At 67.8% G+C, this 26,150-nt stretch carries 29 protein-coding genes, 3 tRNA genes, 2 pseudogenes and 1 riboswitch; of the genes and pseudogenes, 19 read left to right on the top strand and 15 right to left on the bottom strand.

Annotated elements, in window-relative coordinates:
• Positions 1-53: 53 nt before the first annotated feature.
• Entirely contained in the window at positions 54-407 is a 354-nt protein-coding gene (locus FL344_RS11075) for a hypothetical protein (protein WP_090486788.1), read from the bottom strand.
• Between the two features lie 141 nt (positions 408-548).
• Between FL344_RS11075 and lspA (FL344_RS11070) the strand changes: the two genes are divergently transcribed.
• The 5 genes from lspA (FL344_RS11070) (at position 549) to FL344_RS11050 (ending at position 5,055) form a co-directional block, all read left to right on the top strand.
• A complete protein-coding gene (lspA, locus tag FL344_RS11070; protein WP_141591707.1) occupies positions 549-1,145 on the top strand; it encodes a signal peptidase II in 597 nt (198 codons plus the stop codon).
• A 33-nt stretch (positions 1,146-1,178) separates the two neighbouring features.
• Positions 1,179-1,787, top strand: a complete 609-nt coding sequence (lspA, locus tag FL344_RS11065) for a signal peptidase II (RefSeq protein WP_141591706.1) — start codon at positions 1,179-1,181, stop codon at positions 1,785-1,787.
• 88 nt (positions 1,788-1,875) lie between these two features.
• Positions 1,876-3,180 (top strand): prolipoprotein diacylglyceryl transferase, encoded by a 1,305-nt coding sequence (locus tag FL344_RS11060; RefSeq protein WP_141591705.1) that lies wholly within the window; start codon positions 1,876-1,878, stop codon positions 3,178-3,180.
• 41 nt (positions 3,181-3,221) lie between these two features.
• Positions 3,222-4,439, top strand: a complete 1,218-nt coding sequence (locus FL344_RS11055; protein ID WP_141618486.1) for an MXAN_5187 C-terminal domain-containing protein — start codon at positions 3,222-3,224, stop codon at positions 4,437-4,439.
• Between the two features lie 229 nt (positions 4,440-4,668).
• Positions 4,669-5,055, top strand: a complete 387-nt coding sequence (locus FL344_RS11050) for a hypothetical protein (protein WP_090486774.1) — start codon at positions 4,669-4,671, stop codon at positions 5,053-5,055.
• A 6-nt stretch (positions 5,056-5,061) separates the two neighbouring features.
• Here FL344_RS11050 and FL344_RS11045 read toward each other — a convergent pair whose 3' ends face one another.
• Together FL344_RS11045 and FL344_RS11040 are read right to left on the bottom strand one after the other, a co-directional pair.
• On the bottom strand, positions 5,062-5,358 hold the full coding sequence (locus FL344_RS11045) for a LytTR family DNA-binding domain-containing protein (protein ID WP_228564947.1): 297 nt from the start codon (positions 5,356-5,358) through the stop codon (positions 5,062-5,064).
• Between the two features lie 37 nt (positions 5,359-5,395).
• Complete coding sequence (locus FL344_RS11040) at positions 5,396-6,223, bottom strand: SDR family NAD(P)-dependent oxidoreductase (protein WP_141618485.1); 828 nt, start codon at positions 6,221-6,223, stop codon at positions 5,396-5,398.
• A gap of 221 nt (positions 6,224-6,444) precedes the next feature.
• Here FL344_RS11040 and FL344_RS11035 point away from each other — a divergent pair, with 221 nt between their 5' ends.
• Both FL344_RS11035 and FL344_RS11030 read left to right on the top strand, forming a co-directional pair.
• Positions 6,445-6,699, top strand: coding sequence for a hypothetical protein (locus tag FL344_RS11035; protein WP_228558106.1), 255 nt, complete (start codon positions 6,445-6,447; stop codon positions 6,697-6,699).
• Positions 6,699-7,604, top strand: coding sequence for a tetratricopeptide repeat protein (locus tag FL344_RS11030; protein WP_011550514.1), 906 nt, complete (start codon positions 6,699-6,701; stop codon positions 7,602-7,604). Before FL344_RS11035 ends, FL344_RS11030 begins: the two co-directional genes overlap by 1 nt.
• A 20-nt stretch (positions 7,605-7,624) precedes the next feature.
• On the opposite strand, the gene FL344_RS11025 is transcribed toward FL344_RS11030, so the two are convergent.
• The 3 genes from FL344_RS11025 to FL344_RS11015 all read right to left on the bottom strand — a co-directional run bounded on the left by FL344_RS11025 (position 7,625) and on the right by FL344_RS11015 (position 11,412).
• Positions 7,625-8,539 carry a hypothetical protein gene (locus tag FL344_RS11025; protein ID WP_141618484.1) on the bottom strand — a complete coding sequence of 305 codons (915 nt, stop codon included), beginning with the start codon at positions 8,537-8,539 and terminating at the stop codon, positions 7,625-7,627.
• A gap of 44 nt (positions 8,540-8,583) precedes the next feature.
• Complete coding sequence (mgtE, locus tag FL344_RS11020) at positions 8,584-9,909, bottom strand: magnesium transporter (protein ID WP_140786811.1); 1,326 nt, start codon at positions 9,907-9,909, stop codon at positions 8,584-8,586.
• Positions 9,910-10,050: 141 nt separating this feature from the next.
• Positions 10,051-11,412, bottom strand: a complete 1,362-nt coding sequence (locus FL344_RS11015; protein ID WP_141618483.1) for a hypothetical protein — start codon at positions 11,410-11,412, stop codon at positions 10,051-10,053.
• Positions 11,413-11,569: 157 nt separating this feature from the next.
• On the opposite strand from FL344_RS11015, the gene FL344_RS38460 reads away from it, so the two are divergent.
• From FL344_RS38460 to FL344_RS11005, 3 genes are all read left to right on the top strand, one after another.
• Positions 11,570-11,716, top strand: coding sequence for a hypothetical protein (locus FL344_RS38460; RefSeq protein WP_194863073.1), 147 nt, complete (start codon positions 11,570-11,572; stop codon positions 11,714-11,716).
• Between the two features lie 96 nt (positions 11,717-11,812).
• Positions 11,813-11,884: transfer RNA gene (locus FL344_RS11010), tRNA-Gly, on the top strand.
• Between the two features lie 37 nt (positions 11,885-11,921).
• Positions 11,922-11,995 (top strand) — tRNA-Leu (locus FL344_RS11005).
• 86 nt (positions 11,996-12,081) lie between these two features.
• On the opposite strand, the pseudogene FL344_RS11000 reads toward FL344_RS11005, so the two are convergent.
• Positions 12,082-12,204, bottom strand: a pseudogene (locus tag FL344_RS11000) (IS3 family transposase); the annotation flags it as partial.
• 153 nt (positions 12,205-12,357) lie between these two features.
• Here FL344_RS11000 and FL344_RS10995 point away from each other — a divergent pair.
• Positions 12,358-13,164 (top strand): SDR family NAD(P)-dependent oxidoreductase, encoded by an 807-nt coding sequence (locus tag FL344_RS10995; protein ID WP_141618482.1) that lies wholly within the window; start codon positions 12,358-12,360, stop codon positions 13,162-13,164.
• Positions 13,165-13,192: 28 nt separating this feature from the next.
• On the opposite strand, the gene FL344_RS10990 is transcribed toward FL344_RS10995, so the two are convergent.
• Complete coding sequence (locus FL344_RS10990; RefSeq protein ID WP_141618481.1) at positions 13,193-13,636, bottom strand: hypothetical protein; 444 nt, start codon at positions 13,634-13,636, stop codon at positions 13,193-13,195.
• A gap of 242 nt (positions 13,637-13,878) precedes the next feature.
• Between FL344_RS10990 and FL344_RS10985 the strand changes: the two are divergent.
• The 4 genes and pseudogenes from FL344_RS10985 to FL344_RS10975 form a co-directional block, all read left to right on the top strand.
• Positions 13,879-13,992 (top strand): annotated as a pseudogene (locus tag FL344_RS10985) (integrase core domain-containing protein); the annotation flags it as partial.
• A complete protein-coding gene (locus FL344_RS39710; RefSeq protein ID WP_255508189.1) occupies positions 13,961-14,086 on the top strand; it encodes a hypothetical protein in 126 nt (41 codons plus the stop codon). The pseudogene FL344_RS10985 and the gene FL344_RS39710, both read left to right, overlap by 32 nt.
• A gap of 24 nt (positions 14,087-14,110) precedes the next feature.
• A riboswitch (guanidine-III (ykkC-III) riboswitch) is annotated at positions 14,111-14,174 on the top strand.
• Positions 14,175-14,189: 15 nt separating this feature from the next.
• On the top strand, positions 14,190-14,519 hold the full coding sequence (locus tag FL344_RS10980) for a multidrug efflux SMR transporter (RefSeq protein WP_011550520.1): 330 nt from the start codon (positions 14,190-14,192) through the stop codon (positions 14,517-14,519).
• Positions 14,520-14,660: 141 nt separating this feature from the next.
• The gene (locus tag FL344_RS10975; protein ID WP_141618480.1) at positions 14,661-16,079 is read left to right on the top strand and encodes an NAD(P)/FAD-dependent oxidoreductase; all 1,419 of its coding nucleotides are present in this window, start codon (positions 14,661-14,663) and stop codon (positions 16,077-16,079) included.
• A 159-nt stretch (positions 16,080-16,238) separates the two neighbouring features.
• Here FL344_RS10975 and FL344_RS10970 read toward each other — a convergent pair whose 3' ends face one another.
• Positions 16,239-16,628, bottom strand: coding sequence for a VOC family protein (locus tag FL344_RS10970; RefSeq protein WP_141618479.1), 390 nt, complete (start codon positions 16,626-16,628; stop codon positions 16,239-16,241).
• 88 nt (positions 16,629-16,716) lie between these two features.
• Positions 16,717-17,562, bottom strand: coding sequence for a helix-turn-helix domain-containing protein (locus FL344_RS10965; protein ID WP_228564946.1), 846 nt, complete (start codon positions 17,560-17,562; stop codon positions 16,717-16,719).
• A gap of 32 nt (positions 17,563-17,594) precedes the next feature.
• Here FL344_RS10965 and FL344_RS10960 point away from each other — a divergent pair, with 32 nt between their 5' ends.
• The gene (locus FL344_RS10960) at positions 17,595-17,747 is read left to right on the top strand and encodes a hypothetical protein (RefSeq protein ID WP_153881173.1); all 153 of its coding nucleotides are present in this window, start codon (positions 17,595-17,597) and stop codon (positions 17,745-17,747) included.
• 291 nt (positions 17,748-18,038) lie between these two features.
• Positions 18,039-18,111: transfer RNA gene (locus FL344_RS10955), tRNA-Arg, on the top strand.
• Between the two features lie 16 nt (positions 18,112-18,127).
• Here FL344_RS10955 and FL344_RS10950 read toward each other — a convergent pair.
• The 5 genes from FL344_RS10950 to FL344_RS10930 form a co-directional block, all read right to left on the bottom strand.
• A complete protein-coding gene (locus FL344_RS10950) occupies positions 18,128-19,351 on the bottom strand; it encodes a site-specific integrase (protein ID WP_141618477.1) in 1,224 nt (407 codons plus the stop codon).
• Entirely contained in the window at positions 19,348-19,602 is a 255-nt protein-coding gene (locus FL344_RS10945) for a helix-turn-helix domain-containing protein (protein WP_141618476.1), read from the bottom strand. The genes FL344_RS10950 and FL344_RS10945 overlap by 4 nt, the downstream gene beginning before the upstream one ends.
• On the bottom strand, positions 19,599-21,134 hold the full coding sequence (locus FL344_RS10940) for a DUF5906 domain-containing protein (protein WP_141618475.1): 1,536 nt from the start codon (positions 21,132-21,134) through the stop codon (positions 19,599-19,601). Before FL344_RS10940 ends, FL344_RS10945 begins: the two co-directional genes overlap by 4 nt.
• A complete protein-coding gene (locus tag FL344_RS10935) occupies positions 21,131-22,246 on the bottom strand; it encodes a hypothetical protein (protein WP_141618474.1) in 1,116 nt (371 codons plus the stop codon). The genes FL344_RS10940 and FL344_RS10935 overlap by 4 nt, the downstream gene beginning before the upstream one ends.
• Before the next feature lie 260 nt (positions 22,247-22,506).
• Positions 22,507-22,743 (bottom strand): hypothetical protein, encoded by a 237-nt coding sequence (locus FL344_RS10930; protein WP_141618473.1) that lies wholly within the window; start codon positions 22,741-22,743, stop codon positions 22,507-22,509.
• Between the two features lie 472 nt (positions 22,744-23,215).
• Here FL344_RS10930 and FL344_RS10925 point away from each other — a divergent pair, with 472 nt between their 5' ends.
• On the top strand, positions 23,216-24,136 hold the full coding sequence (locus FL344_RS10925; protein WP_194863072.1) for a DUF2381 family protein: 921 nt from the start codon (positions 23,216-23,218) through the stop codon (positions 24,134-24,136).
• 11 nt (positions 24,137-24,147) lie between these two features.
• Positions 24,148-25,989 (top strand): serine/threonine-protein kinase, encoded by a 1,842-nt coding sequence (locus tag FL344_RS10920; protein ID WP_228564944.1) that lies wholly within the window; start codon positions 24,148-24,150, stop codon positions 25,987-25,989.
• The last annotated feature ends 161 nt before the right edge of the window (positions 25,990-26,150 follow it).

Here is a 26,150-nt window from a genome sequence, read left to right as displayed (position 1 = left end):
CGCCCTTTCTGGCGGGTTCGCGGCGGCCATCCTGGGCCGCCGCGGGCCTCGACTCAGAAGCTCCACTTGTGCTTGTTCCGCTCGATGAAGCGCGCCACGGGAGGAATCCGGGCGATGAGCGGCGTGAGCACGAACACCGCGGCCAGGCGCAGCGGCTTCACCACCTGCGACGCCGCGTAGGCCGCCGCCCAACTGCCCGCCTTCTCGCCGGTGCTGCTGGGCTGGAAGCCGAACTCGATGGCGGCGTAGAAGCCGACGATCACCAGGCCGAAGATGACGTAGTTCACCACCAGCGCCAGCGGCCCGAATTCGAGCATCAGGTTCTTGAAGCGGGCCATCAGCGAGGGCTTCGCTGGCTTGGCCGCGGCCTCGGTGGGTGGGGGCGTGTCGGAGACTGAAGGATTCACGTCGGACTCAACAGGCGGCATGGTGACACCATGCCCCAATCCCGTGCCGGCCGGGAAATGGAGCGAGCGGACAAGGAAGCGGCGGGTGGGCACTCTTCGTTGTCAGGACTCCGGGGAGCGGGATAGAGGAGGGCGCGCGACATGAAAGTCTCCCATCGATTCGTCCTCCTCGTGATTGTCGCGGTGCTCGCCGCAGACCAGGTGACCAAGTACCTGGCTGTCTCTCGGCTGACGGATGCCCTGGATGGGCGGGAAGGCCTGGCGCGGGTGACGGGGTTCGTCACCGAGCAGAACCTGGACAACCGCCCGCCGCCCGAGGACGGCTCGTACCGGGTGTTGCGGCCCTATCGCTTCATCGAGGACTACTGGCACTTCCGCTACGTGGAGAACCCGGGCGCGGCCTGGGGCATCTTCGGCGACATGCCCGAGGGCGTGCGGCGCCTCTTCTTCCTCGTGGTGAGCCTGGCGGCCATGGGCTTCATCTTCGTGATGTACCGGCGCACGCCCTCGGAGCAGCGGCTGGCCCGGGTGGCCCTGGCGCTGGTGACGGCTGGAGCGCTGGGTAACTTCGTGGACCGGTTGTTGCGTGGCTACGTCATCGACTTCATCGACTGGCACTGGCGCAACCAGCCGGGGATGCGCTGGCCGACCTTCAACGTGGCGGACGTGGCCATCACCGTCGGGGTGAGTCTCATGCTGCTGGACTCGCTGCGGGCGCCGAAAAGCCCCAATCCGTGACGGGCGGGCGGCGGCTGGTGTAAGTCCCGGCCCGTGCCGCGCAAATACATCATCCTCCTCGCCGTCACCCTTGGCGTCATCGTGCTCGACCAGTGGACGAAGTACCTCGTCGTCCGCGAGCTGACCACCCAGATGGAAGGCAAGGAGCGCCTGGGCGAGCGCCTGGCTGCGATGTACTCCGAGCCGCCCCCCAAGGGCTTCACGGGAATGCACTATCAGCCCCGGCGGCACATCGAGATTTCGGAGTCGTTCTTCCGCATCCGCTACCTGGAGAACCCGGGCGCCGCGTGGGGCATGTTCCGGAGCATGCCGCCGGAGGCGCGGGTGCCGCTCTTCCACGTGGCCATCATTGGCGCGCTCATCCTCATCACCTTCAGCTTCCGCAAGCTGACCGGCACGGACCCGGAAGAGAAGTGGGCGCTCTGGGGGCTGCCGCTGGTGCTGGGCGGCGCGCTGGGCAACTACATCGACCGCATCGCCCGGGCCTTCGTCATCGACTTCCTGGAGGTCCACTGGTTCGACAAGGCGACCTTCCCGTCCTTCAACGTCGCCGACGCGGCCATCTGCATTGGCGTGGGCATGCTCATCGTCGACTCCTTCGTCCGCAAGGAGAAGCCGGCCCAGGCCCCCACCCAGGCCTAGGCTGCCGAATCGGGCCGAGCAGCCGGGCGGGCCCTGATGCGCGCATGCGTGTCGTCCCGCCCGCCCAACGAGGGTAGCCTTCGTTGCCATGCTCCCCGTCCTCGTCCACCTCACCTTCACTTCGCTCTGGTCGCAGCTCCTGCTGTACGCGATGGCCGCGGGCACGGTGGGCTACGTCGTCTTCAACGGCTGGCGCAGCGCCGAGGGTGAGCTGGATGCCCGGACGGGCACGCGCGCGCCGGTGTCCTCGCAAGACCGGCTGCTGCGGGCCGCGGGGTATGGCGTCGTGGGCGCCGTGCTGGCCTGGTTCGCCCTGCAGTACTCGCTGCCGCCCGGGGCCTTTCCAGGCGCCAAGGGCGAGGGCATCCCCGTGCACACCTACGGCCTGCTGCTGGCCCTGGGCTTCATCACCGCGGTGACGGTGGCGGGCCGGCTGGCGCAGGACGAATGGCGCACGCTGGAGCTGAAGGACGGAGCGTGGGTGGACGTGGAGGGGCCGAAGAAGCGCGAGCAAATCATGGACATGACGGTCTGGATTCTGCTCGGCGGTATCGGCGGGAGCCGGCTGCTCTTCGTGCTCGTGAACTGGCAGGACTACGCCCGTGACTGGACGCAGGTGTTCTCCCTGGGCGGAGGGCTCGTCTTCTACGGCGGCCTGATTGGCGCGTCCGTGGCCGCGTTCGTGTTCGCGCGGATGCATGGCCTGGACTTCTGGCGCCTCGCCGACGTGTGCATCCCCACCGTGTCGTTGGGCCAGTGCCTGGGCCGCCTGGGGTGCTTCAGCGCGGGGTGCTGCTGGGGGGACGTGGCGCCCGCGCATGCCGCCTCTGCCGTGCACTTCCCCGGCAGTGGGGTGGCGCAAGACCTCCTGGGCGGGACGGGCAACACGTCCAGCCTGGCGTATTCGTCCCAGCTCCAGGACACGCGGTACGTCGTGGAGGCCACGGGTGAAATCTTCCACCACGCCGCGCCTGGCGCGGTGCGCATCTCAGATTGGGTGGCGCAGCAGGGCCACACCCTGGGGGTGTACCCCACCCAGCTCTTCGAGTCCGTCGGGCAACTGGTGCTCTTCGTGGGGCTGCTGTACGCCCGGCGCTACCGCCGCTTCCATGGCCACGTCCTGGCGTTCTGGCTGATGGCCTACGCGGTGCTGCGGAGCACGGTGGAGCTGTTCCGTGGGGACGTGGAGCGCGGCACCCTGCACGGCCTGCTCCAGTCGCTGGGGGCGGGGGAGCTGGCGGCGGCGGTGCCGCTGGAGGCGTGGTACAATGTCTCCACCAGCCAGTTCATCTCCCTGTGCATGTTCACCTTTGGCGCGGTGCTGCTCGCCCAGAAGGGCCGCCGCCGGGAGAGCGAGGCGGCAAGCCTGGGGCCTACCCCCTCGGCTGCGTGAGGTTGAATCGCGCGGGCCTCTTGGGGACACTCTGAGGAGTCATGCCGCCCCCCGACGCCCGACAGTCCGCTTCCAAGAGCTTCGCTGGCAGGTCCACCCCGGCCGACCCCGGCTCCAGCGAGGCCGTCCTCCAGGAGTGCGAAGCCCTGGAGGCGGAGGTCGCCGTCCTCCGCAACCTCTACGAACAGTACTTCCTGGGCAACGAGCGTCAGGCGCCGTCGCGCGCTCACGAAGACCTCAAGAAGCGGATGAACAAGCTGAAGGGCGCGTTCATCCGCAGCACCTCCGCCAAGTTCCGCGTCGCCGGCCTGTACAACAAGTTCCTCACGTACGAACGGTTGTGGGCGCGCACGCTCCAGGAAATCGAAGCGGGCACCTATCGCCGGGATGTCTTCAAGGCGCGCCGCCGCGCGGAGGGCCGGAAGACCAGCTCGACGGGCGCGGCGGGCCAGAAGGGCGTAGTCGAGTTGCCGGAGGACATCTCCGATATGGACTTCGAGGAGGTGGAGGAGTTGATCCGCCCCCGTCCCGTCAACGAGCCGCAGGTGGCCGCCAGCTTTCTCCAGGCCACGGGTGGAACGCCGTCGAAGGGCCCGCCCGCGGTCGCGCCGCTGACGCCCGCCATCGCGCCCGTCATGCCCGCGGTGGGAAGCACGCCGCTGCGAGGCACCCCCGCCGTTGCGCCGCTGACGGGGATTCCCTCCGTGGCGCCCGTGGCGGGGACACCGCCGCGCGGTCAGCCCACCGTGACGTCCGCGGTGGGTGGCACGCCTGCGCACGGCACGTCGGTGGCGCCGCCGGGCATGGCGGCGAAGGCACCGGGCGCCGTGGCCAGCACACCGCCTCCGTCGAGGACTTCTGCCGTCGGCGCGAGCAGCACGCCGCCTCCGTCGCGGCCCGTGGCAACCGGCGCCGGGAGCATGGTTCCCCCGTCGAGGGCGCCCGGCACGGGCGCGGCCGGCAGCATCCCTCCGCCGTCGCGGCCTGCTTCGACGCCGCCTTCCTCTGCCGCGTTCCGGCCTCCCTCGGCGAGCGGCGGAGGCGGGTTGGCGGATGACAAGCTGCGTGCTGTCTACGACGCGTACGTCACCGCGAAGCGCCGTTGCCAGGAGGACACGTCGAAGCTGTCCTACGAGTCAGTGGCGGCCACGTTGCGCAAGCAGGTGCCGGAGCTGCTCAAGCAGCACAACGCGAAGGCGGTGGAGTTCAAGGTCGTCATCAAGGACGGCAAGGCGTCGCTCAAGGCCGTGCCGAAGTAGACGTCACTGGACAGTGTGCGGGGGCCGCACGTCGTTGGCTGGACGCAGGTGTGTGCGCACCCCCTTCCGCTGCCGACCTGCCCCCCGCGCCACCAGTGTCGGGAATCGTCGCCTGCTGAAAGAACGACTGCCTCTGCTGCTGGAGCGGGTTGTCGCCCCGGGGGTGCCTCCCTAGCTTGCGTTTCGCGTAAGCGGCCGGTGGGCGGCGCGAGACACTGCGGGAGGCGACGTGGGGATTCGGCGGAGGTGGCTCGGGCTTTCCATGGTGATGGGGCTCTCTCTGGGCACGGGGTGCATGTCGCCCTCTCAGGAGGCTCAGGAGCGTCTCGCGGCGCTGGAGGCCGAAGGCGAGGCGATGGACGCGGTGCTCGACTCCGTCGAGGAGCGGCTCCTGGGCAACCAGGCCATGCTCCAGACGTGGCAGGAGCTTGGCCGTCGCCACCAGCAGGTGACGCAGCTGCACTGCGAGACGTCCGACCCGCACATGGTCGCGATGATGAAGCACTACAAGAAGCAGGAGGACCGCGCGCGTCAGCTCAAGCGGCGCGGCAGTGGTGTCGCCTCGGTGGACAAGGCGGTGCTCACCTCCGGCAAGGCGCCACGCGGCAACAACTGACGGCGCTCAGGCGCTGAGCCTTTCGCGGAAGCGCTGCGACTGGCGGCAGGTCATCTCCACCTCGCGGCCACCGCGCAGGCGCGCCACCCGCGTGCCGCTGGGCCCAGGCTCCAGGGACTCGATGAAGTCCAGGTTGATGAGGTGCTGGTGGCTGGCGCGGAAGAAGCGCGCCGAGTCAGCCTCTCCTCCAGATAGGTCAGCGAGTGCAGGAGCATCGATAGGACGAATAGCGACGAAAGGGCGTGGCGAGATGCAGCCCCTCTGCAAGCCGGGCGAGGACGGGATGCTGCCGCCGAGCCTCATCGAGCACGGCCTCTATCGGCCAGCACCTTGAAGGGGCTCAGCGTCGTCGCAGAAGCCACTCGCGAGCGAAGTGGTCCATCGCGGCGACGGCGCGGAGGAAGAGGCTGGGGGACATGCGGCGCAGGCGCCAGCCCCAGCGCGCATCCGCCATGGGGACGGTGTAGAGGCTTCGCGCGTCCACGGCCTTCAGGAGCCTGCGCGCGACGACCTCCGGACCCAGGCGGGCAGCATCCATCATCCCGACGGCGAGGGCGCGCAGCGTGTCGTTGGCGTAGGCGCCCGAACTGGCAATCTGGGTGCGGAAGAAGCTGGGGCACGCCACGGTGACGCCGATGCCGGTGGCCCTCAGTTCGGCGTGGAGTGTCTCGGAGAGCGCGACCACGCCCGCCTTGGACACGTTGTAGGCCGCCAGGTCGGGCACGTACACGAGCCCCGCCGCCGAGGCGATGTTGAGGATGTGGCCGGACCCCTGCCTGCGCATCCGGGGGACGAAGACATGGCAGCCGTGGATGACGCCCCACAGGTTGATGTCCAGCACGCGCTTCCATTCGGAGAGCGACAGCTCGCCCACTGGGCCCGCGCTGACGACGCCCGCGTTGTTGACCAACAGGTCCACGCCGCCCAGGAGCCGCTCCGCGGCGTCGGCCATGGCTTCGACCTGGGCCGGCTCGGTGACATCACAGACATGGACGTGGGCTTCGCCTCCCGCGCGGGTGACGCGCAGCGCGGTCTCCTCGGCAGAGGCGGCGTTGATGTCGGTGACGAGCACGCGGGCCCGCCTGCGTGCGAGCTCCTCGCAGAGCGCGCGGCCCAGGCCGGTGCCTGCGCCGGTGATGACGGCTCTTGGATGGGATGGAAGGCTCATGCGTGTCGTTGGCGCGATGGCGCTCAGCATGTCCCTGTCGCGGCCTTCGCCGCCATCACCCCGGCGGTGCCTTGACGCAAGCGCCCAGAACGGCCCTGACACCGGGTGCTCCATGACACACCCGACATCCCTGTCCCAAAATCGCGAACGCGGCTCCTGGCACCAGGCAAGCGAGCGGGGCGTCAGTGACGACGCGGGCGAATCCGGGTACAACCGCCGCCGTGAGACGCGCCTTGTGCGGAGCGTTCGCCGCCATCGCGGTGGGCCTCTTCGGATGCAACGACTTGGAAGTCTGTGGCTCGACGGCCAGCGACATCACGCGTGATGGCGGGGAGCCCTACCGCTGCGTCACGTCCGAGGACTGCCCGCGCACCTCGCGCGTCAACGTCTGCGTCACCGACGTCTCGCCAGTGGAAGTCTGCGTCCGCTGTCAGGACACGAAGTGCGTCACCGTGACGCCGGAGGCCTGCGACTGATGAAGTCCTTGCGGCTCGCGCTCGCCGTGCTGTCCCTGGCCGCCACGGCGTGCCGGGACAAGCCCGTGGACCATCTCCAGCGGGCCCGTGATGCCACCTTCGAGAAGCGGCCCGACGAGGCGCTCGTCGAGTACCGCAAGGCCTTCGACGCGCTTCGCCACGACTCCTCACCGGAGGCGCTGGTGCTCCGCGCGCGCGCCCTCAAGGGGGCCGCGGATGTCTACTGGCTGGAGCAGCGCAAGGTGAAGGAGGCGGTGGGCGTCTACCGCGAGCTCATCCAGCAGTGCCCCGAGTCGCCGGAGGCGCTCGAGTCCCGCATCATCCTGGCGGACCTGCTGCGCGTGCATTACCGCGACCTGCGCGGCGCCATCGACCAGCTCACCGCGGCCCTCAAGCTCAATCCACCGCAGGGCGCGGAGCTGCACTACCTGGTCACCAAGCTCTACTTCGAGCTGGGCGACTATCAGCAGTGCGAGCTGGAGACCCGCCGAGTCATGGAGCGCTTCCCCACGAGCGCCTATGTGGATGACGCCCTGTACCTCCAAGCCCAGGCCATCGCGATGATGGAGGGCCGCCGCCAGGAGGCCTCCCGCACCTTCGCGGACCTGCGCACGCGCTTCCCGGACTCCGAGCTGGCGCCGCACGCTCTCTTCGAGATGGGCAAGCTGCGCGCCGACGCCGGAGAGAACGAGAAGGCCATCGAGACGTGGGTGGATGCGCTGAAGACACACCCCGACCCCGCGCTGGTGCAGGACTACATCGCGAGGGCGCGTCGGCGCATCGCCAACACCACGGCTGCGGGCGTGGGGCAGCGCGAGGTGGCCTTCGACCGCGTCCGGCCGGCGCGTACGTCGCTGGAAGCTGTCGGTGGCCGCCCCGAGGAAGCCGCGCACGAGCACGACTGACGCGGGGCGGACACGCCGCCCTACGCCGGGACGTCCAGCGTCGTTTCCAGCAGGTTCGCGGGGCCCGCCCCAGCTTCGGAGAGGGCCGCCAGGAGCAGCCGCACGCGCCCCTGTTCCACCCGGGCATCCACGCCTGTCACCGTCACGTGGCCCTCCAGCGCGTCGAGGAACTGCGGCGAGCCATCCGGCGCCAGCACGCCCACGACGGAGCCGCCCACGGTTGCCGTCGGGCCGGTGCTCCCCGCAGTCGCAGTGAAGACCATCCGCCCGCCAGGAAGCGGCGATGCCGCCGTGAAGGACAGCCGCATGCCTCCGGCCTGTCCCAGTTCCCAGCGGCGCGTCATGCGCACCACGTCCGGGCCCAGCGCGCCGGCTTCCAGTCCGCGCAGCACCCGCTCCGCGTCCAGGTCCACGAGGGCGTCGGTGCCGGGCTCGCCGCTGCCGCGCTGGAGCAGCCGCATCAGTCCCCCCGACATCGCCGCCCCGGCGATGCGGAGCGGTCCGAACTCCCGGCTGAGCTGGGTGTACAGCGCCGTGACGTCCACGGTCCGGGCATCTCCCGCCAGGGTGCCGTCCGCGCCCAGGGCGACCAGCGCGCCGCGCTGCCTGCCTGCGGAGACGCCCGACGGCAGCATCAGCAGCGAACCGTGGGGCGCGCTGCCCAGGGGCGCTAGCAGGCAGGGCACCTCCAGGTCGGGCTGCGACGACTTGAGGGAGACAGACGCGTCGGGCTGGTGGTTCGCGACGAGCACCACGCCATGACCGGGACTTGCCTTCGACAGGGAGAACGCGGCCAGGTGCAGCGGCTCATCCGCGACGGTGTAGAGCCAGTCGCCCGAGCGGACCAGTCCGCTCGAGGCGGTGACGTGAGACGGACGTCCTGGCGCGACGGGCGCCTCCAGGTCGAGGGTGCGCCGTGGGGTCAGGTGAAGCATGGCCGTGTCTCCCGCGAAGCCGCGGCCTCACGGGCCCCGGCGCTTCAGAGCAGCGTACCGCGCAGCAGGAGGCTGGCGACGGTGAAGTAGATGAGGACGCCGCTAACGTCCACCAGTGTGGCCACGAAGGGAGCGGAGGCGCTCGCGGGGTCGAAGCCGAACTTTCGCAGCACCAAGGGCAGCATGGAGCCGGCCAGGGTGCCGAACGTCACCACGCCCAGCACGGACAGGGCGACGGTGATGCCCAACACCAAGGCGTGCTCCCCGTAGACGCCGGAGATGGAGTTCCAGATGAGGATGCGCGCCAGGCCCACCACACCCAGCACCACGCCCAGCACCAGTCCGGAGAGCAGCTCGCGGCGCGCCACGCGCCACCAGTCCCTCAGCCGCATCTCGCCCAGCGCGAGTGAGCGGATGATGAGCGTGGAGGCCTGACTGCCGGAGTTGCCGCCCGAGGAGATGATGAGCGGCACGAAGAGGCTCAGCACCACGGCGGTGGCGATTTCGTCCTCGAAGCTGCTCATCGCGGTGGCGGTGAGCATCTGCCCCAGGAAGAGCACCAGCAGCCAGCCGATGCGCTTCTTCAACATGCCGAAGAAGCCGGTCTCGAAGTAGGGCGCCTCCAGGGCCTCCATACCGCCGGCCTTCTGGATGTCCTCGGTGGCCTCTTCCTGGACGACGTCGACGATGTCGTCCACCGTGACGATGCCCTTCATCCGCTGCTGGACGTCGAGCACCGGCAGGGCCATGAAGCCGTGCTCGGTGAACAGCCGGCTCACGGCCTCCTGGTCGGTGTCTTCCGACACGGTGATGACGTCGCGCTGCATGACGTCCGCCACGCGCTTGTCGCTGGCCGTCTGGAAGAGCTGACGCAGGGACAGCACGCCCAGCAGGTGCTGTTCGGCGTCGAGCACATAGGCGTAGTAGACGGTCTCCACCCGCTCCCGCGCCTGCTTGCGCAGGTAGCTGATGGCCTCGTCGATGGACATGTCCGGCCGCACGCGGGCGAAGCGCGGATTCATCAGACCGCCGGCGTCGTCCTCCGCGTAGGCCAGGAGCACGTTGACTTCGCGGCGGCTGGCGTCGTCGAGCTGCGAGAGGATGGACTCCGCCTGCTCGGGCTCCACCGCCTGTACCAGGTCGGCCAGGTCGTCCGGGGGCAGCAGCCGGACCCAGGTCCGTCGCTCGGCGGGCTGAAGGTGGAGGATGAGCTCCGCCTGCTCACGCGCCGACAACGCCAGGAAGAAGTCGTCCGCCACCGAAGCGGGAAGCAACCGGAAGCCCTCCAGCCGCTCATCGATGGAGAGCACGGGCCACGCCTCGTGCAGTTCCTCCATGGAGAGCGCGGCGCTCTGGGGGCTTTCCATCATGGGGGCTCACCTCCGGGCGTGTAGGGTGGAGCGCGTGGTGCCGCGGCGCGCGGGCCTCTCTACACCCGGAAGGCCAGGTATCGCGAGAGGCAGGCAGGCGACATTTCGCGCTTTCCTTCCGTGTGTGCCCCAACCGTCTCGTTATTTCAACGAAGACGCACGCCGTTCGTACACCCGCGTGCCACCGAGGCCCTGCCCGCCGCCGGCCTCCCAGTAGAAGCGCGGAGAGATGGTTCGCAGCCCGGGAGACAGGTCCGCGTTGCCCGGCAGCAGCTCCAGTCCCAGCGGGCCCTGTGACTCGGGCGGCACGGGCACCGCGGAGCCGACGCGGGACTGCCGCCACTGGAGGAAGGGGATGGCGAAGCCGGGGCGGAGGGGCGCGCTCACCAGCTCGAGCGGCGCGTCCACGACCAGGGTGCCTCGTTCGGTCAGCGCGCCATCCACCGCGGCCCACCGGTACAGCGTCTGTCCTGGCTGCGGCAGGAGCAGGGTGTCCACGCGGGTCCACACCGCGCCCTCCTCGATGCCCGCTGGCACGCCCGGCAGGCGCTGACACGGCGCCTCCGAGGCGACGAAGGCCCCGCTCGGGCCCAACCGGAACGTGCACGCGCGGCTGCCGGGTTCGTGCGTCACCTGGATGACGCTGACCGTGTCGGGGCCCAGACGCACGAGCAGGCCCAGCACCATGTCGACGCCGAAGGGCAACTGGTTGGCCCGCACCCACGGCGTGGGGGGGGGACCGATGACGACGCCTTCTGAGGTGAAGGCGAAGCGGTGCAGGCGCTCGGAGTCGAGCACCCACAGCTCATCCGCGGTGGCGAGCCGGTTCTGGATGACCTTCACGGTGTCGCGCTGGTTGAGCAGGAGCGAGCCGGTGAGCTCGAGTTCCGAGCCGGTGTCGACGAAGCGGCGCACCCGGTCCTCGCCCACGACCCAGACGACGTCTCCCGCGACGGCCACGTCGGGCATGCCGGAGACGCCGCCGAGTGGCGTCTGGGTTCCGTTCGCCGCGTGCACCGCCACACCGTCACACAGCCAGGTGCCATGCGTGGTGCGGTCCAGTTGCGTGCAGCGGGGCAGCGGGAGCACTGTCGGCGCTCCTCCGGTCCACGCGCGTGACACGTAGGCGCCGAACTGCTGGAGGCTGCCCACGGGGGCGAAGGCGACGCGGACGTGGTGGCGTCCGGTGGTCGTCGGGGTGAAGCGGACGGTGGCCGCCTGTCCATTGCCGGTGAGGGACGCCTCCGAGGCCACGGCGTGGTTGTTCGGGTCGAACACCTCCGCCGTGATGCTGTCGGGGACCTGGGAGGTGTCGGGGCCCTCACAGGTGGAGTTCAGGCTCGGCTGGACTTGGAGCTCCGCGGGGACCTCCAGCGACAGCAGGGGCGGGGTCTGTCCCATGCCTCCTGGCGGCGGGACGATGCCGCAGTCGTCGCCGGTGTCCGCACACCCGGACAGGAACAACATTGCGGACCATGCGAGCAGGCAGGGAACGGTCTTCATCGAGGGGGGGCGCCGCCCGGGTGACCTCGGCCTGGGGGAGGCGGCGCAGGCTCCAGGGCCTTCTTACCCCATCCGCGGGCCGGGCCGGTGACAGGCGTGGCGCCGTGTCAGGCCCCGTGCTCCCAGCGCGTCATTTTTCACAGAAAGGAGCGGTGACATGCAGACGACGAACCTGACGAGCTCGATGAATCCCGACACCTTGAACGACACTGTCATCGGCATCGGTGTGCTCGCGCCCGTCGCCCTGCTGCCCGCTCCCGTGCTGCCCAGTCTACCCATGGGCGGTAGATGGCCCGGACTCTGACGCCTTTCGCCCGTCCATCGACGTGGCATGGCAGGCCAGAGGCCGGGCTCCCCGAGTGAACCCGGCCTCTTTCTTTGCCGGGTCGTGGCAGCACATGCGGTCGTGGCCGAATGGTCAGGCCCCTGGTCGCCATCCAGGTGAACACGGGTTCGAATCCCGTCGACCGCTTTCCGGCAGCCCATCCGGGTTGCCGTCATCGAAGAACGCCGCGGTAGCCCAACTGGTAGAGGCACTGCACTCAGAATGCAGAACGTGCGGGTTCGAATCCCGCCCGCGGCACACACCTTCAGGCCCAGCAATCTCAACGGGTTGCTGGGCCTTCTCTCATTCCGTCTGGGCTTGGCCCGGTTCGGTCGACAGGTTGACTACGCTGCCAGCCTCTTCGTTGCGGCCATCCGCTCGTACTCGGATGGGCTGACGTAGCCCAGGGCCGAGTGGCGACGCTTCGGGTTGTAGAACACCTCAATGTACTCGAACAGTGCCCTCTTCGTGGAAAAGTCTCGTGCGTGGCCGTGAGCGGCGTTCCCTGACGACGGCGACACGGGTGTCTGCCACGGCAGCCAAGGACGATTCCCCTGAAATGGACGAAGAGCTCCGGGCTGCCATCATCCCGCGTGACTCACCAGCAGCCAGGAGGCGGCGTGAAGCTCATATCAAACAGTGCCATCGTGACGGGAGCTGCACAGGGCATCGGGCGGGGAATCGCCGAGCGACTGATGCGGGATGGGGCCAACGTGCTTGTCTTTGGCCGGACTCAGGCGAAGGTGGAGGAGGCCGCCAGGGACCTCAACCGCATGTTCGACGGGAATGCGCGCGCCGTGCCTTTCACGGGTGACGTCCGCCGGTCGGAGGATGTCGCCCGGAGTCTCGAGGTCGCCACGTGCGAGCTGGGCCTGCCAGGGATTCTGGTGAACAACGCGGGGACCGCCACGCTGGCGCCGCTGCTCGACCTGCCGGACGAGGACTTCGACCAGGTGATGGCCATCAACCTGAAGGGGCCCTTCCTGTTCATGAAGGCCTTCGCGCGGGCGCTCGTGCAGGCCAAGAAGCCCGGCGTGGTGGTCAACATCTCCTCCCTGAACCAGCTCGCGGTGACGGATGGGTTGTCGCACTACTGCGCGTCGAAGGCGGGACTGGCGAACCTCTCGAAGGTCGCCGCGTCGGAGCTCGGGCGGCATGGAATCCGGGTGAATGTGGTGGCCCCTGGAGCCATCCAGACACCGCTGGCGGAGAGTGTCGGACTCATCGAGGTCATGGGTCATGAGTTCCTGGCTCGCACGCCGCTGGGCAAGCCGTGTGGAATGCCGTCGGATGTCGCGGGCGTGGTCTCCTTCCTGTGCGGCGAGGACGCGGCGTGGATCACCGGGGAGACCCTCTCCGTCGATGGTGGAAACCACATCCGTGGCCTGCACAGCTACTGGGACATGCTGAGCCGCGCCGCGAAGTAGCGGCGCGGCTCCGAGTCGCGCGGCTACATCACGAGAAGCAGTCGAAGGTCAGGCTCAGGACGCCAACGGTGCTGGTCGTGTAGGCCCCGGAGGCGACGCCCGTCGCGAACCCGTGGTGCTGGCACACCTGGTTCGCGACGGCGCCCACCTGGAACCACGGCGCGGTGAAGGGATGGAGCGACGGATAGAGGTCCGGGTAGCCCGTGGCGTCGGTCCGCACACCCCGGTTCTGCACGCGAGAATAAGGGATGCCGACCAGCCCCACCATGTCCGTCGCGGAGTTCTTGTGCCCTCTGAGGAACCCCGCCCCGAAGCCCCCCGTCATGAACTTGGCCTCACTGGTCTGCCACCACGCCCACTGCGGAATCTGGGAGAACGGAACGCCCTGCCACGTCACCATGTCGGACGTGAAGCAGTGGAGGCCCATCAGCTCACCGGACTGGGCGCCCGTGTAGACCTCGCGGATACCCATACCGGGCGCACACCGCCTCCGCGCCCCTGTTCGCGTACGCCCAGCTCACGTCCGAACGAGCGGTGATGGGATAGCCAGACGCGCTGCGCATCGCGGCCGTCGTGTCGATGAAGACGACTCCCGCGAACGCCTGCGCCGAAGCCAGACTGACAGTGATGGTTGCAAGGGCTGAAACGAGCTTGGAGATTCGTACGGCTCGGAACTTCCTCTCTCCCGAGGGGGAATGGCTGAGATAGCCAAGAACAATACGAGCCCACCTGCCCCTCTGGTTCGACGACTACAACCGCTGCCACCCGCACCGCGGGCTGAAGATGAAGCCACCCCATGAGTTCCGTACTGCTAACTCTCACCCCTGAGCTGTCCGATTTGACGGGGGCACCTCCACTGCCCAGCGTCCGGCCTGTCGACTCACAAGCTACTGCGGTGGACAAGACGGCCTCGCTGGGCTAGTAGGCCAGCCGCACCAGTTGCACTCAGTTCAGAGTGCAGCCCTGCCCGGACGAGATGCGCCGTACCCGGTTACGTAAGACGACGCCCTGACCAGGGGTGCGTCATGTCGTGGCTGCTTGTTCTCGTTGCTGGGTTGCTGGAGACGTGCTGGGCTGTGGGCCTCAAGTATACGCAGGGCTTCACCCGGCCTTGGCCCAGTCTCTTTGTTGCCGTCACGTTGATTAGCAGCTTGGCGCTGCTGTCCATCGCGATGCGCACGCTGCCGGCCGGGACTGCGTACGCGGTTTGGGTTGGAATTGGGGCCTTGGGCGCCGCGCTTGTTGGCATCGTGCTCTTCCGTGAGCCGGCCACACTGGGGCGCTTCTTCTTCCTCGGACTCATGGTCGTCTCTGTCATTGGCCTGAAGTTCACCAGCGGCGGGGACGCGCACTAGGGGCTGTCTGTCCGAGCGCGCAGTGTGTGTCGAGCCTTGGCGACGACGCGCACTGCGCCTATCGGCTGAGCCTCATCAACGCCAGGGTGGCGCACCACGGTGACTCAGACGTGTGCGCCGGCCAGGTGAAGGAGATGTCCCATGGACCCCATTACGCCTCCGCTCGCTCCCGGCCAGAAGCACGTCGTCGTGCTGGGGGCGGGCTTCGCTGGACTCACGGCCGCCAAGGCGCTCGCGCGTCACTCGGCGCTGTATGTGACGGTCCTCGACCAGCGCAACCATCACCTCTTCCAGCCGCTGCTCTACCAGGTGGCTACTAGCGGACTGAGCCCCGCGGACATCGCGGTGCCCATCCGCTCGCAGTTCGCGCGCAAGCCCAACGTGTCGGTGCACTTGGGCCGCGTCACGTGGGTGAACCTCAAGGAGCGCTGGGTGGGCGGCGAGGGCGACGTGCGGCTGCGCTACGACTACCTCGTCATCGCGTGCGGCGCGCAGCACAGCTACTTCGGCAAGTCGGAGTGGGAGGACTTCGCCCCGGGACTCAAGACGCTGGAGCAGGCGACGGAGCTGCGCCGCCGCATCCTCAGCGCCTTCGAGCAGGCGGAGAACGAGCGCGACGCCGAGCGCCAGCGCGCGCTGCTGAGCTTCGTCGTCGTGGGCGCGGGCCCGACGGGCGTGGAGCTGGCGGGCGCCATCGCGGACATCAGCCGCACGGTGCTGGTGCGCGATTTCCGCCGCATCAAACCGTCCCGTGCGCGCGTCTTCCTCGTGGAGGCGGGCCCACGCATTCTGCCGTCCTTCAGCGAGAAGCTGGGAGTGCGTGCGCACCGCGACCTTGCGGCCCTGGGCGTGGAAGTACGCACGGAGGCTCGCGTGACGGCGGTGGACGCCGAGGGGGTGATGCTCGGCTCCGAGCGCCTGGCCTCGCGCACGGTGGTGTGGGCTGCAGGTGTGCAGGCCGAGCACCTCACGCGCGGGCTCGGCGTGCCGCTGGACCGCGCGGGGCGCGTGCACGTGGCGGCGGATCTCACGCTGCCCGGCCACCCGGAAGTCTTTGCCGCGGGTGACGTGGCCCACGTGGAGCTGGACGGCAAGCTCGTGCCCGGCGTCGCGCCTGCGGCCATGCAGATGGGCCGGGCCGTGGCGCGCAACGTCCTCGCGGACCTGCGCGGCCGCCCCCGCACGCCCTTCCGCTACAAGGACAAGGGCGCGATGGCCACCATCGGCAAGCACCGGGCCATCGCCGAGACGGGCCGCGCCAGGCTGACGGGCTTCGTCGCGTGGGTGGCGTGGCTCTTCATCCACGTCTGGTACCTGGTGGGCTTCAAGAACCGCTTCGGCGTGTTCATCACGTGGGTGTGGAGCTACCTGTTCAGCACGCGCGGCGCGCGGCTCATTACGGAGCACGAGTGGCGGTTGAGTCCGAAGGTCGCGTCTGAGCGCGCGCCGCACGCGGGCAAGGTGACGGCGGACGACCCCACGGCGCCCACCCGTGATGCACGGCCGCCGGACGGGACGACGGCTACAGCCGCTGCCGCCCTCATCGCGGACGGAAGATGATGTCCCCCCGAATTCCGTACTGCTGATTCCCAACCCCGAGCTGTCCGATTTGATGGGGGCAGCTCCAGGCGCGCTCCTGCCTTCGAGTCCCACCCGCGGCAAGTTTGTTTCCGGGACGTAGCTCCGCTTGGACAAGAGCGCGCTGGGGGTGCGCTGCGACTACCCCTCCATCGGCGAGCAGAGCTCCACCAGGACGCCGTTGAGGTCCCTCACGTAGGCCACCGTCTGTCCCCAGGGCTTCTGCTTGGGAGGTTGCGTCGCCTCGGCGCCCGCCTCCACGGCACGTGTGTACGCGGTGGCCACGTCGGGAGTGACGAGCGCCAGTTCGATGGCCGCGGCGTCTTCCTTCGGCCGTAGATGGCGCACGGTGAAGCCATGCTCCTTCGCCGCGCCTTCCTCGACGAAGGCCAGGGCGGTGGTGCCTGTCTCCATCTCCGCGTAGCCACCGCTCTCGTGGATGAAGCGGCGCGCCAGTCCGAAGGCCTTCTCGTAGAAGGCGATGGCGCCGCTCACGTCCGGTACGTAGAGGATGATGTAGCCGAGCTTCATGGCGGACTCCTGTTGGTCAGTGGGACGTCTGTGTGAGTGCGTCGTCACACGGATGGCACGGGCCTGTCTTGAAGGAATCGGACAGCGCTCAACCCACGAGTGCGGTGGGTGACACGCCGGCCAGTTCCCGCACGTCTCGTGACAGATGCGCCTGGTCGGCGTAGCCGCATTCGAGCGCGATGTCACACAGGTCCGTGCCCTCACGGGAGCGCAGCAGGGACACCGCCCGCTGGAAGCGCAGCACTCGCGCGAGCAGCTTCGGCGGTACGCCGGCTTCGTCCAGGATGTCCCGGTGCAGGGTGCGCTCACTCACACCCAGCTCGCGAGCGAGCGCGGCCATGCGCACCTGCCCCGACGAGGCTTGGAGATGTCCCAGGGCCTGGACGGCGCGCGGCTTCGCCATGCTCCGGAACGAAGCCCAGCGTCGGGCGATGGTGCGCTGGAGCAGGGCCATGGCCTGGGCGGGCGAGGCGCAGTCTTCCATTCGCCGCTGAACCTGGATGAGGGCGGGCGAGCAATCCTGGGCGGAGACGTTGAGTCCGCAGAGTTCACGCGGACTGACACCCAGCAGGGCCTGCGCCCAGCCAGGACGGAGCCTGACGCCCAGGCTCACCCCGCCGGGCTCGAGGTCGACGAGGATGAATCGCTTCATGGGGCCGACGACGGCCAGCCGGGGGGCGGCCAGCCACACCGGGCCTGGGGCGTGTTGGAATCCGAAGATGAGGTCGGTGCAGCCATCCGGAAGGACCCGGTGCTGCCGGGGGAAGGGGACGTCGTGGGGCTTTCGGGGCACCCAGAACTGCCAGAACGCGTCCACCGCATCCGCCATCTCGATAGGCGGTGCCCACTGGGTGTAGCCCTGCTGCTGTGCGTCCTCCACCATCGCGTCCCTGTCTTCAGCCCGTGCACAGCCTGTCAGGCCCTGTGCGGCCATTGCGTCCATTTCCCATGAAAGGAGCGGTGGCCATGAAGACGGCGAACCTGACGAGCCCGATGAATCCCGACACCCTGAACGATACTGTCATCGGCATCGATGCGCTCGCGCTCGCTGGCCGGGCCACCGCTCGTGATTCCAAGCGGGGGGCGACCTCCCGTCGAGATCTCCCGCCTGGGTTCTGACCCACCGTGCCCGTCGAAGGACAGGGCATGGCAGGCCAGAGGCCGGGCTCCCCGAGGGGACCCGGCCTCTTTCTTTTCCGGGTCAACCCCACTGCTCCGGGATGCGATTGGAATCGCAGCACGGCCGTCTACCGTGTGAACAGGGTTCGATTCCCTGTCGGAGCGCTCATCCCCGAGGTGACGCCCATGAATCCCCTCCCCATCGAGTCCGAGCCGGAAGACCTGTTCGACGGCATCGCTTCCTTCTGACACCGCGCCCAGTGGCTGGGGCGCTCTCGCAGTCGCAGTTCCGGTCTTGTAGCTCAGAGGATAGAGCACTCGGTTGCGGACCGAGAGGCCGCAGGTTCGACTCCTGCCAGGACCACTTTTCTACTCAGTCATTACGCATGGTTGGCCACGGCCTCCGCCTGTGTCGCACGTATGTCGCACGCGGGCGCAAGCGGGAGGTCCAGCACTCGCACCGCGTGACGACGCGTGTCGGGACTGAGGTGGGCATACCGCTCCGTCATGTCGATGGTGGCGTGCCCCATCAGCTCTTGGATGACCTTCAGGGGAACGCCCCTCATCGCGAGGTGACTCCCGTAGGTGTGGCGCAGGTCATGCCAGCCGATGATGCCTTCCTCTCGCGTGATGTTGGCTCGGCGGAGTGAGCGCACGAGAGGCAGGTCCATCTTGCCCGGCGTGAGCGGCTTCCCATCTTCCTGGCAGAACACGTAGAGCCCTCGAAGGTGTCGATGCTCCTTCAGCGCGTCCACCGCAGAGGAGGGCAGCTCCACCGTTCGCTCGCGGCCTCCCTTGGGCACGTCGGTCACGCCACGCCAGATGGCCCGGCGCACGTGGAGAAGACCGCGCTTCAAGTCCACGTCAGGCCACTGGAGCCCGATAAGCTCCCCTTGCCGCAGGCCCGTCTTGATGGCCACCAGCAGCACCGGCCTCCACTCCGGCTCGGCCATGGAGACCAGCCGCTCGGCCTCCTCGAACGTGAGGAAGTCGAAGGACGGCTTGGGGAGGTTCCTGAAGAGCTGCACGCGTGGAGCCTGCGGAATCACCTCTTGCTCCACGGCGACGCGCAGCAGCTTGCTGAGCACCGTGAGGACGTTGTTGATGGTCTTCAAGCTCAACGCTTTAGGGCCGTCTCCCTTGCGCTTGCGAACCGCTGACCGTGAAGCGGTCTCCTTCCGGACGCGTGACGCCGACTTCTTCTTCCGCATCAGGGACTTGAAGTCTTCGATCTCCGCCAATCCGATGCTGTTCAGAGGCATCTCACCGAAGAAGGGGGTGAGGTGGTCCCTCAGGACCTGTTGCTTGTGCGTGACGCTGGAGTGCTTGTTGTTGTTCTCGCTGTAGGTGAGGAAGCGCGGTGCGAACTTCGCCAACGTGAGCGCGCAGCTTTCCTCCTTCTGCATCTCCTTTCCGAAAGTCCCGTTGAGCAGGGCGTTGCGCAGCTCGCGTTCGTATTGTTCGGCACCCCGACGGGTCTGAACGGGCGAGACCTTTACGACTCGCTGCTTCCGTCCGTCCGCGTGCTGAAACACGAAGTCCACTTGCCACGCCTCCTCAGACTTTCCTTCCTTCGTCGTCCACTTCCGCAACCTGACGCTCATCGTTGACTCCCGAGCGCAGAATCACGGCCCTTACCTGTCGGGCATTCTACCAATGCTGCGCGGCGGATGCGGACTGCTTTCCCGATGCGGACAACCCCTGGGAGTTGTCCGAGCCGGATGGACTCATAGAGCGTCTTCCGATTCACGCGCAGGAGTGCTGCGGCTTCTTCCACGGTGAGGAAGTCGGGAACCTTTGGAGTGGGGGCCTCCGCAGCGTGCGCGGGCCCGTTCCGACAAGTGCTGTGGCTCATGAAGGTTTCCCCAGCAGTCGGTCCCGCAGGGAGCGCGGGCGCGCAACGTGGGGATGGGCATTCGAGGTTGATTGCGGGATGGAGTTCGGCGAGGGGAACGGAACGACCTTCGCGTCGTGGCTCGAAGGGGCATTGCTCCCGTTCACGTGCCATGGCGGAAGCCAGCCCCGCGCCTTGTTGTCGCGGTGCTCAACCCAACCCGCTGCCTTCAACGCGGCCAGGCAGGTCCGTTTCTGTGGTGCGTGCTTCTGTCCGGTGGACTTGCAGAACCCCACCATGGCCACGAAGAGGGCGTCATTTGTGAGCGCTTGAGTCTTTCCGACTCGGGGCCCCGTGCTCGTGGTCCAAATCGAGGCGAAGTTGGAGACGTGTGTCGCCCAATTGTAGAGCTGTCGGTCTGGCTCGGGGCTCTCGCTGAGTTCGCGGAGGAATTGCTCCGTCACGGGCTCGCTGAGCTGCTGGAGTTCATCGCGGGATGCATTCGTGTGCGGTCTGCGGACGCGCTTCATGTCCACCGCGCGGGTGCTCATCTCGTAGGCGAAGGCGGCCACCTGCCGCATGAACTCTCGTGTGAAGGCGTCATCTGTTCCCGGAGCATGGAGCGACTCCAAGAAATCGCGGTGGGACAGTCCCAGGTCCGGGTGTTGGTACTCAGCGGGCTTCGTCCTGTTGTGGAAGACTGTCCATCGCCGGTCGCTCTCCTCCAGTTCGATGGGCTTGGAGCGGTTGGTCGCCGCGATGAGCGCGACGCGGTTGACCGCTGGAGTCCGGGCAACGCCCTTGCTCTCCAGGAACACCTCACCATCGGTGATGGTCGCCTTGAGCCCGTCGCCCAGTGCCCCACCGCGCTTGTGGTTGTCGAGCAGCTCGTTGGCGAAGACCAACAGCTTCGTGGCGTAGTGGTGGTTATAGGGCTTGGCGAGGTCGTCCTCCCCAATCTGGACGCAGTTCGCGTGGCCGAGTACGTGCGCCAGGATGCGATAGAGCACGTTCTTTCCGGTGCCCGGGGGCCCCTGGAGCAGAACCGCAGTTCCCGGCTTGGAGCCCGGGTTTTGGACCTTGAACGCAATCCAGTTCAGGAGCCAATCGAGCCCGGCTTCATCCTCCGCGAGCCAGAGAAGGACGCGGCGCACGTCGCTCCAGTCCCCCGGCGCAGGGGTGAGCGTAGGCGCCTCCCAGGTGTTGACCAGGAGCGTTTCGTCCTCGCGCGGCAACAGCTCGGGGGCGTTGGGGCGGCATTCGAGCCCCATGACTCCGACGCAGATCTGCGGCACGTTGGGTCCTACGGCCAAGGGGCTGGCACCTCTCGGCCACGCGTCGCGTGGGGGGAGAAGCTGGCGCAGTATCAAGTAGTCCTCGGCGGCCTTCTGGGTGAGGAAGTCCGAGCTGAAGGAGCGGCCACCCGGTCGGCGCGACAGGTAGCGCTCCAGGGGGACGACCTTCACCAGGGGAAGGCTCGCAATCTCCGCGCGTGCCGCTTCTCGGTCGGCGTCCGTGGCGGCCTCATTTTCGGGAGGGAAGTTCGGAGTCATGAGGCGCTCCCAGTTCGGTGGTTGGAGGTGGCGGCGAGCAGGACGGTTCTTCGCCACTTGGCGTCTTTCGCCTCGCGATTGGCCTTCTGCTGAAGGTCCCACTGCTGGAGCTTGGCGCGTGCGCCGTCCAGCCCTCGAAGCGCCTCCCCCCAGACGTCGCGGGAGGGCTCCAGCTTGCCGAGCGCATCGAGTGAGCGCTGGGCGATGGCGAGCAGGCTCTCCGAGCTTTCTTCCGGTGCTGCAACCCTGGCGAGCATCTCCGTCAGCCGGTTGATGGCAAGGTGGCGCTGGCCGTCGAGCATGAGCACCTCGCCCGCATCCATCTGCTCGATGACCTGGCAGTAGTCCTTCCGTTTGAAGCGGCTCAGACGCTTCCGAATGGCCTGGAGGTCCACGGAGGCCGCTCCGGTGACCTGCTGCATGCCGGGGCGCTCGACGTAGCGGGCAAACGGCTGGCGCAGCAGGGGGCCAAACAGCGCTTCCACGTCGAGCGGTTGGCCTCGGTGATGCTCGGGAGTCGGGCGCGGGGTGGTGTTCGCGGGGTTCCAGCTTGGAAGGTAGTAGAGGCGCGCCACGTCCTTGCAGGACGCATCCGCCTTCAACGCGGCTGTCGCCTGCGCCGTGAGTCCCAAGTAGTCCATGAGGCGCGGCCAGAGGCTGTCGGCCCACCGGCTGGGCGAGCCAACCGCGACGGGCTCACTGAACGGGAGGACGACGCGGTAGCGGATGGGCTTGATGGGATGCCCGTAGGAATGGGTCGGGTATGCGAGGAACCAGAGGCCACGCTGGCGAAGGCTTGCGAGCCATGCGTCCAACGCGGCCAGCTCCTCGCAGTCGAAGTCCACGACGGCCAGGGCGACGTGCGAGAAGTTCGCATTGCGCCTGTACGGTGTGGGTGTGGGGTCGCCGCCCTTGCCCTCGTAGAGCCCATTGGCGCGAGGTGAGAGAGGCTTGGCGGGGATGACTGCGTGACCGTCCTTCTCAGTACGAAGCGTTGGGTCCAGGGCGTCCTCGAAGAACTCCGACATGAGGCCATCGATGGACGAGAACTCCCGGACGGAGAGTTGGTCTGGTTGGAAGCGCGAGGGGGTGATGCAGAGAGTCCAAGTCATGGGGCACGACGCTGGGGAACTCGATGGAGGCACGACGACGGCGCGGTGTTGCTCGGGGAGCGGAGCCACTTCGCCGGGGTGTGACGGACGCTCGGGCGCTGGGTGTTCCGTCACAGCTCCGTCATGGCCTTTTTCACTCTGTAGGTGACGGAGTGACTGAGACCTCTCATTCCTAAGAGAAGAAAGAAGAAGAGGGAGAGGGGACCATCGTCCGTCAGTCACAGCGTCATGGCCTCGGTGGGGTTGGGGACAGCGCGCGCTCATTCGCCCTTTCCGACAAGGCTGTAGGCCCGAGGCACCGCGCCGCGAACGCCGGGCTGGTACTTGGAGAACTCGCGCACCACGCCAGCCGCGACGAGCACCGCGAGACTGCGCCGGATGGCCTGCTCTCCCGCTCCAAGCGCGCCGCACAGCTCCTTCACGGTACGCCCGTGGGGACCTGCGTCGGTGAGTGCTGCGACGATGCGGGGGCGGTACTGCTCAACCTGTTCAATCACGCGTTGGACTCCTCTAGCGATGTCCTGCCCCCGGTAAATGCGTGCGGCTTTTGCGGGTGGCCCACGCGACCATTGCCGGGCCATTTTTCGGCCACGACTGACTGGGGGTGGCCTCAGCTAAATGCGTGCGGATTCCGTGGGCGGCTCGGGTGACCTGCGGAAGGCCCCCCGCCTCGGATTTCCGATGGGTGGCCACTCAGGACCGTGCTTGGAGGTGGTACACGCTGAGAAAATCCCGCAGAAAATCGCGAGGCTCCCTTGCCGCGATGTGTTCAGCGTGGCGCGGTGGTTCCGGAACTTCCTGAACACATGCCGCATGGGGACCGCGTGCGCCGAGGGGAGTTTTGAGGGGCGCGGGGCATAGGTTTAGAGAAAAACCGCAGCCTCCTTCGTGCCAGGACAAACGGAGAAGGGCTGGAAGCCGCGCTCATCCTGGTACGGTCCTGCCATGCCCCCTGGAGGTCGTCCGCGCGTGTTCTCGTCACTTGCCCGGCTTGCCCTGCCCCTCGTGCTCCTGGTGGGCCTGACGGCTGCGGCACAGCCCCAGGATGCCCTCCGTGGGCGGGAGCTGAAGCGGCGGCGGGTGGCGCTCTCGGCGGCCACGGCTGGCAACCCCGTGGCGCTTCACGTCGCGCCGGGCTACCTCACCGCGTTGGAGTTCGACTCCCCTGTGGACCGTGATGCGGTGGTACTTGGGGACCCTGGGGGGCGACTCGCGCTGTTCGAGGTCACGTCACGAGTCATCTTGCTCAAGCCCGCGATGGAGCTGGGCCCCGGGCGAGGCGTGGAGCTGACCATTCCGTTCGCGGATGGGGCCGCCCCTGCCCGCGTCGTGCTCTCGCTGGTCACGCACCCCTCCGAGGTCGACGCGCAGGTGATGGTGTCGCGCCTCCCACTCACGGCGGAAGCGATTCAGGCCGAACTGGACGAGGTGCGTGCCACCTGTGCGGCCAAGGATGCCGAGTTGGAAGCGCTCCGGGCCCGGAACGTGGCCAGTGGCCCTGCCGGGATGATCCTCGCGGGGTTGCTGAACGATCGAGGATTCAAAGCCGGAAGCCCTGAGAGGTTGCTGTCGCAGGGAGGGGGGGATTTGGTCTCGCGGGATGTTGTGACGTACCGATCAAGTGGGTGGGGAGCTGTGTCCCTATGGGTCCGCAACATTGGCTCTCACCCTTGGACTCCCGTGGAGGCACGGCTCACCGTGGCTGCGAACGGTGAACGCATCAACGTGCTCGCGGTGCGCATGAAGGAACCTCGGATCGAACCGGGTGGGACAGCCCTTGTGGTGGTGGAGACTGGGGCGCCCAACTGGCCGGAAGGCGCGGCGCTCCGGTTGGAGCTGCGCGACAACGACGGGGGGCGCCGCCTTCTCATTCCTCGACTCCCGTTCTAGAACCGCCTTCCATGTTGATCGGGTTGAGTCCGGCACACCTGCAACCTGGGCAGACGGTGGACGGCTGGCGCGTCGTGAAGCCGCTGGGCGCGGGGAGCTTTGGTGCCGTCTACCTCGTGGAGAAGGAGGGCCACCACTTCGCGATGAAGATGGCCATGCACCGGGCCAGTAGTGGAGACGCCGAACAGGCCGACGCGCGGCTGCTGCGGGAGATGGTCTGCCTGTCCCAGGTGAGTGGACACTCCAATGTCGTGGAGGTCCACGCCCACGGACGCTGGCAGCACCCAACCCAGGGGTGGCTCTACATCGTCCTGGACTACGTGGAGGGCTACACGCTGGGGGAGTGGGTGGAGAAGACGCACCCCACGGCGCATGAGGTGGCCCGGGTGTTCGGCAAGCTTTCGGGCGCTCTCGCCCACCTGCATTCGCGTGGCGTCTTTCACCGCGACTTGAAGCTGGGGAACATCCTCGTGCGCGCCACGGATGGTGAGCCCTTCATCCTGGATTTCAGCGTGGGGGATTACACGCTGGCCCCGGAGCTGACGGACACGCCCTTGCCACCTGGCACCCGGCGCTATCGCTCTCCCGAGGCGACACGATTCCTTCGCGAGCACGGAGATGAGCAGGACGCGCGTTACGAGTTCAAGGCGACCGACGACGTGTACGCGCTGGGAGTCTGCCTCTATGACGTGCTGACCAATCCCCAGCCTTTGAGCGAAACGCCCCGCGTCCTGGTGGGCGCCCAGTGGCCTCCCCCCGCGCCGCACGCACTGAATCCGCGCGTGCCTGTGTCCTTGAGCGCGGCGGCCATGCACTTCATCGAGCGCCACCCCGAGAAGCGCGCTCCTTCCGCTGAGGTCATGCGGCGCGAGTTGGACGCGCTGCTACACGAAGAGGGGGAGGTGTGGACCGCGACGTTGCATGTCCCCACGCCCCGCCTTCCGCTTGCCCTGGAGGTGGCGCATAACGACGTGCCCCAGGACGAAGCACCGCCATCAACGCCGAAGCGTGCCCCTGGGCGACGCGTGGCGGGCGCTGTGGCATTCCTGGCGCTCGTTGTGGCCTCGCTGGTGGGCTACGTGGCTCTACGCCCCACGGCCCCAGCACAGCAGGCCCAGCGGCTTGTGGAGCCCCCCGCGCCGCTCCCATCAACGGATGCTGGCGTCGTTGAGTCGGTGGCCTCCTCCGTCCCTCCTACACCCCCTGTGTCGTCCCCTGGGGTAGCTTTGCCCGCTCCCGTACCTGTCGAGAAAGAAAGCCCTCCCGTGAAGCGCGCTCCCGTTCCGATGTCCCCTCTCGCCGAGTCCACCGCCAGGAAGCCAAAGGCCCTGGCCTCCCGTCCGAGCTGGCCCCCCTCTCCGTGGGCGGGGTTCCTCAAGACGTGCGCGGGTGCGACCGCTGTCGCCGCGCTGTCCATGGGCTGCCCTGGTGCCCAAGTACGTCCCGAGCCCGGCGCCTGCCCTTCGGAGGCACGCGACGCCATGTTCAACTGGGCGAACAAGAGAGGGCTTCGCTTGGAGGTCGGGGACAGGGTGATGTTGACCCTGGACATTCGCCAACCCGGCGACATCGGTGAACCGGGCTCCTATGCTGACGGCCCAGTTACCGGCGTGGTGAACATCAGCAACGTGCGCGGATTGCCAGAGGGCACGCGGCTGTCGGGCTACTTGTGGACGGGCGGGGAGTACCTCGTGGGCCGCTACACGGAGGCTCATCTCTCCGATGGGCGCGCAGTTCCTGTGTGCATCGTTCTGGGAAAGCGTGGGTACGTAGAGAAGGAGGACTGGTCCAAGCCAGGGGCTGCGGTGGTGGGGCGAAGTCTCCCCGCGTATGCCGTCGAGCGTTGGCCCTAGTTTTCCTCGGGAAACGTAAAGGAACTTTGCAAATTCGACCTATCTCTGTTCACTTGGAGTGAATGAGATTTCCATCTTTTTAGACCTGACACGTCGTTCAACTCGGAATGGGCTGGCAGTACCTTGAGTTTGCCTTTGCGCGAATCCCTCTCGCGCGGGCA

This window comes from Myxococcus sp. AB036A (genome assembly GCF_006547355.1).
GTDB lineage: Bacteria > Myxococcota > Myxococcia > Myxococcales > Myxococcaceae > Myxococcus > Myxococcus virescens.
This window is presented reverse-complemented; position numbering and strand designations above follow the sequence as displayed.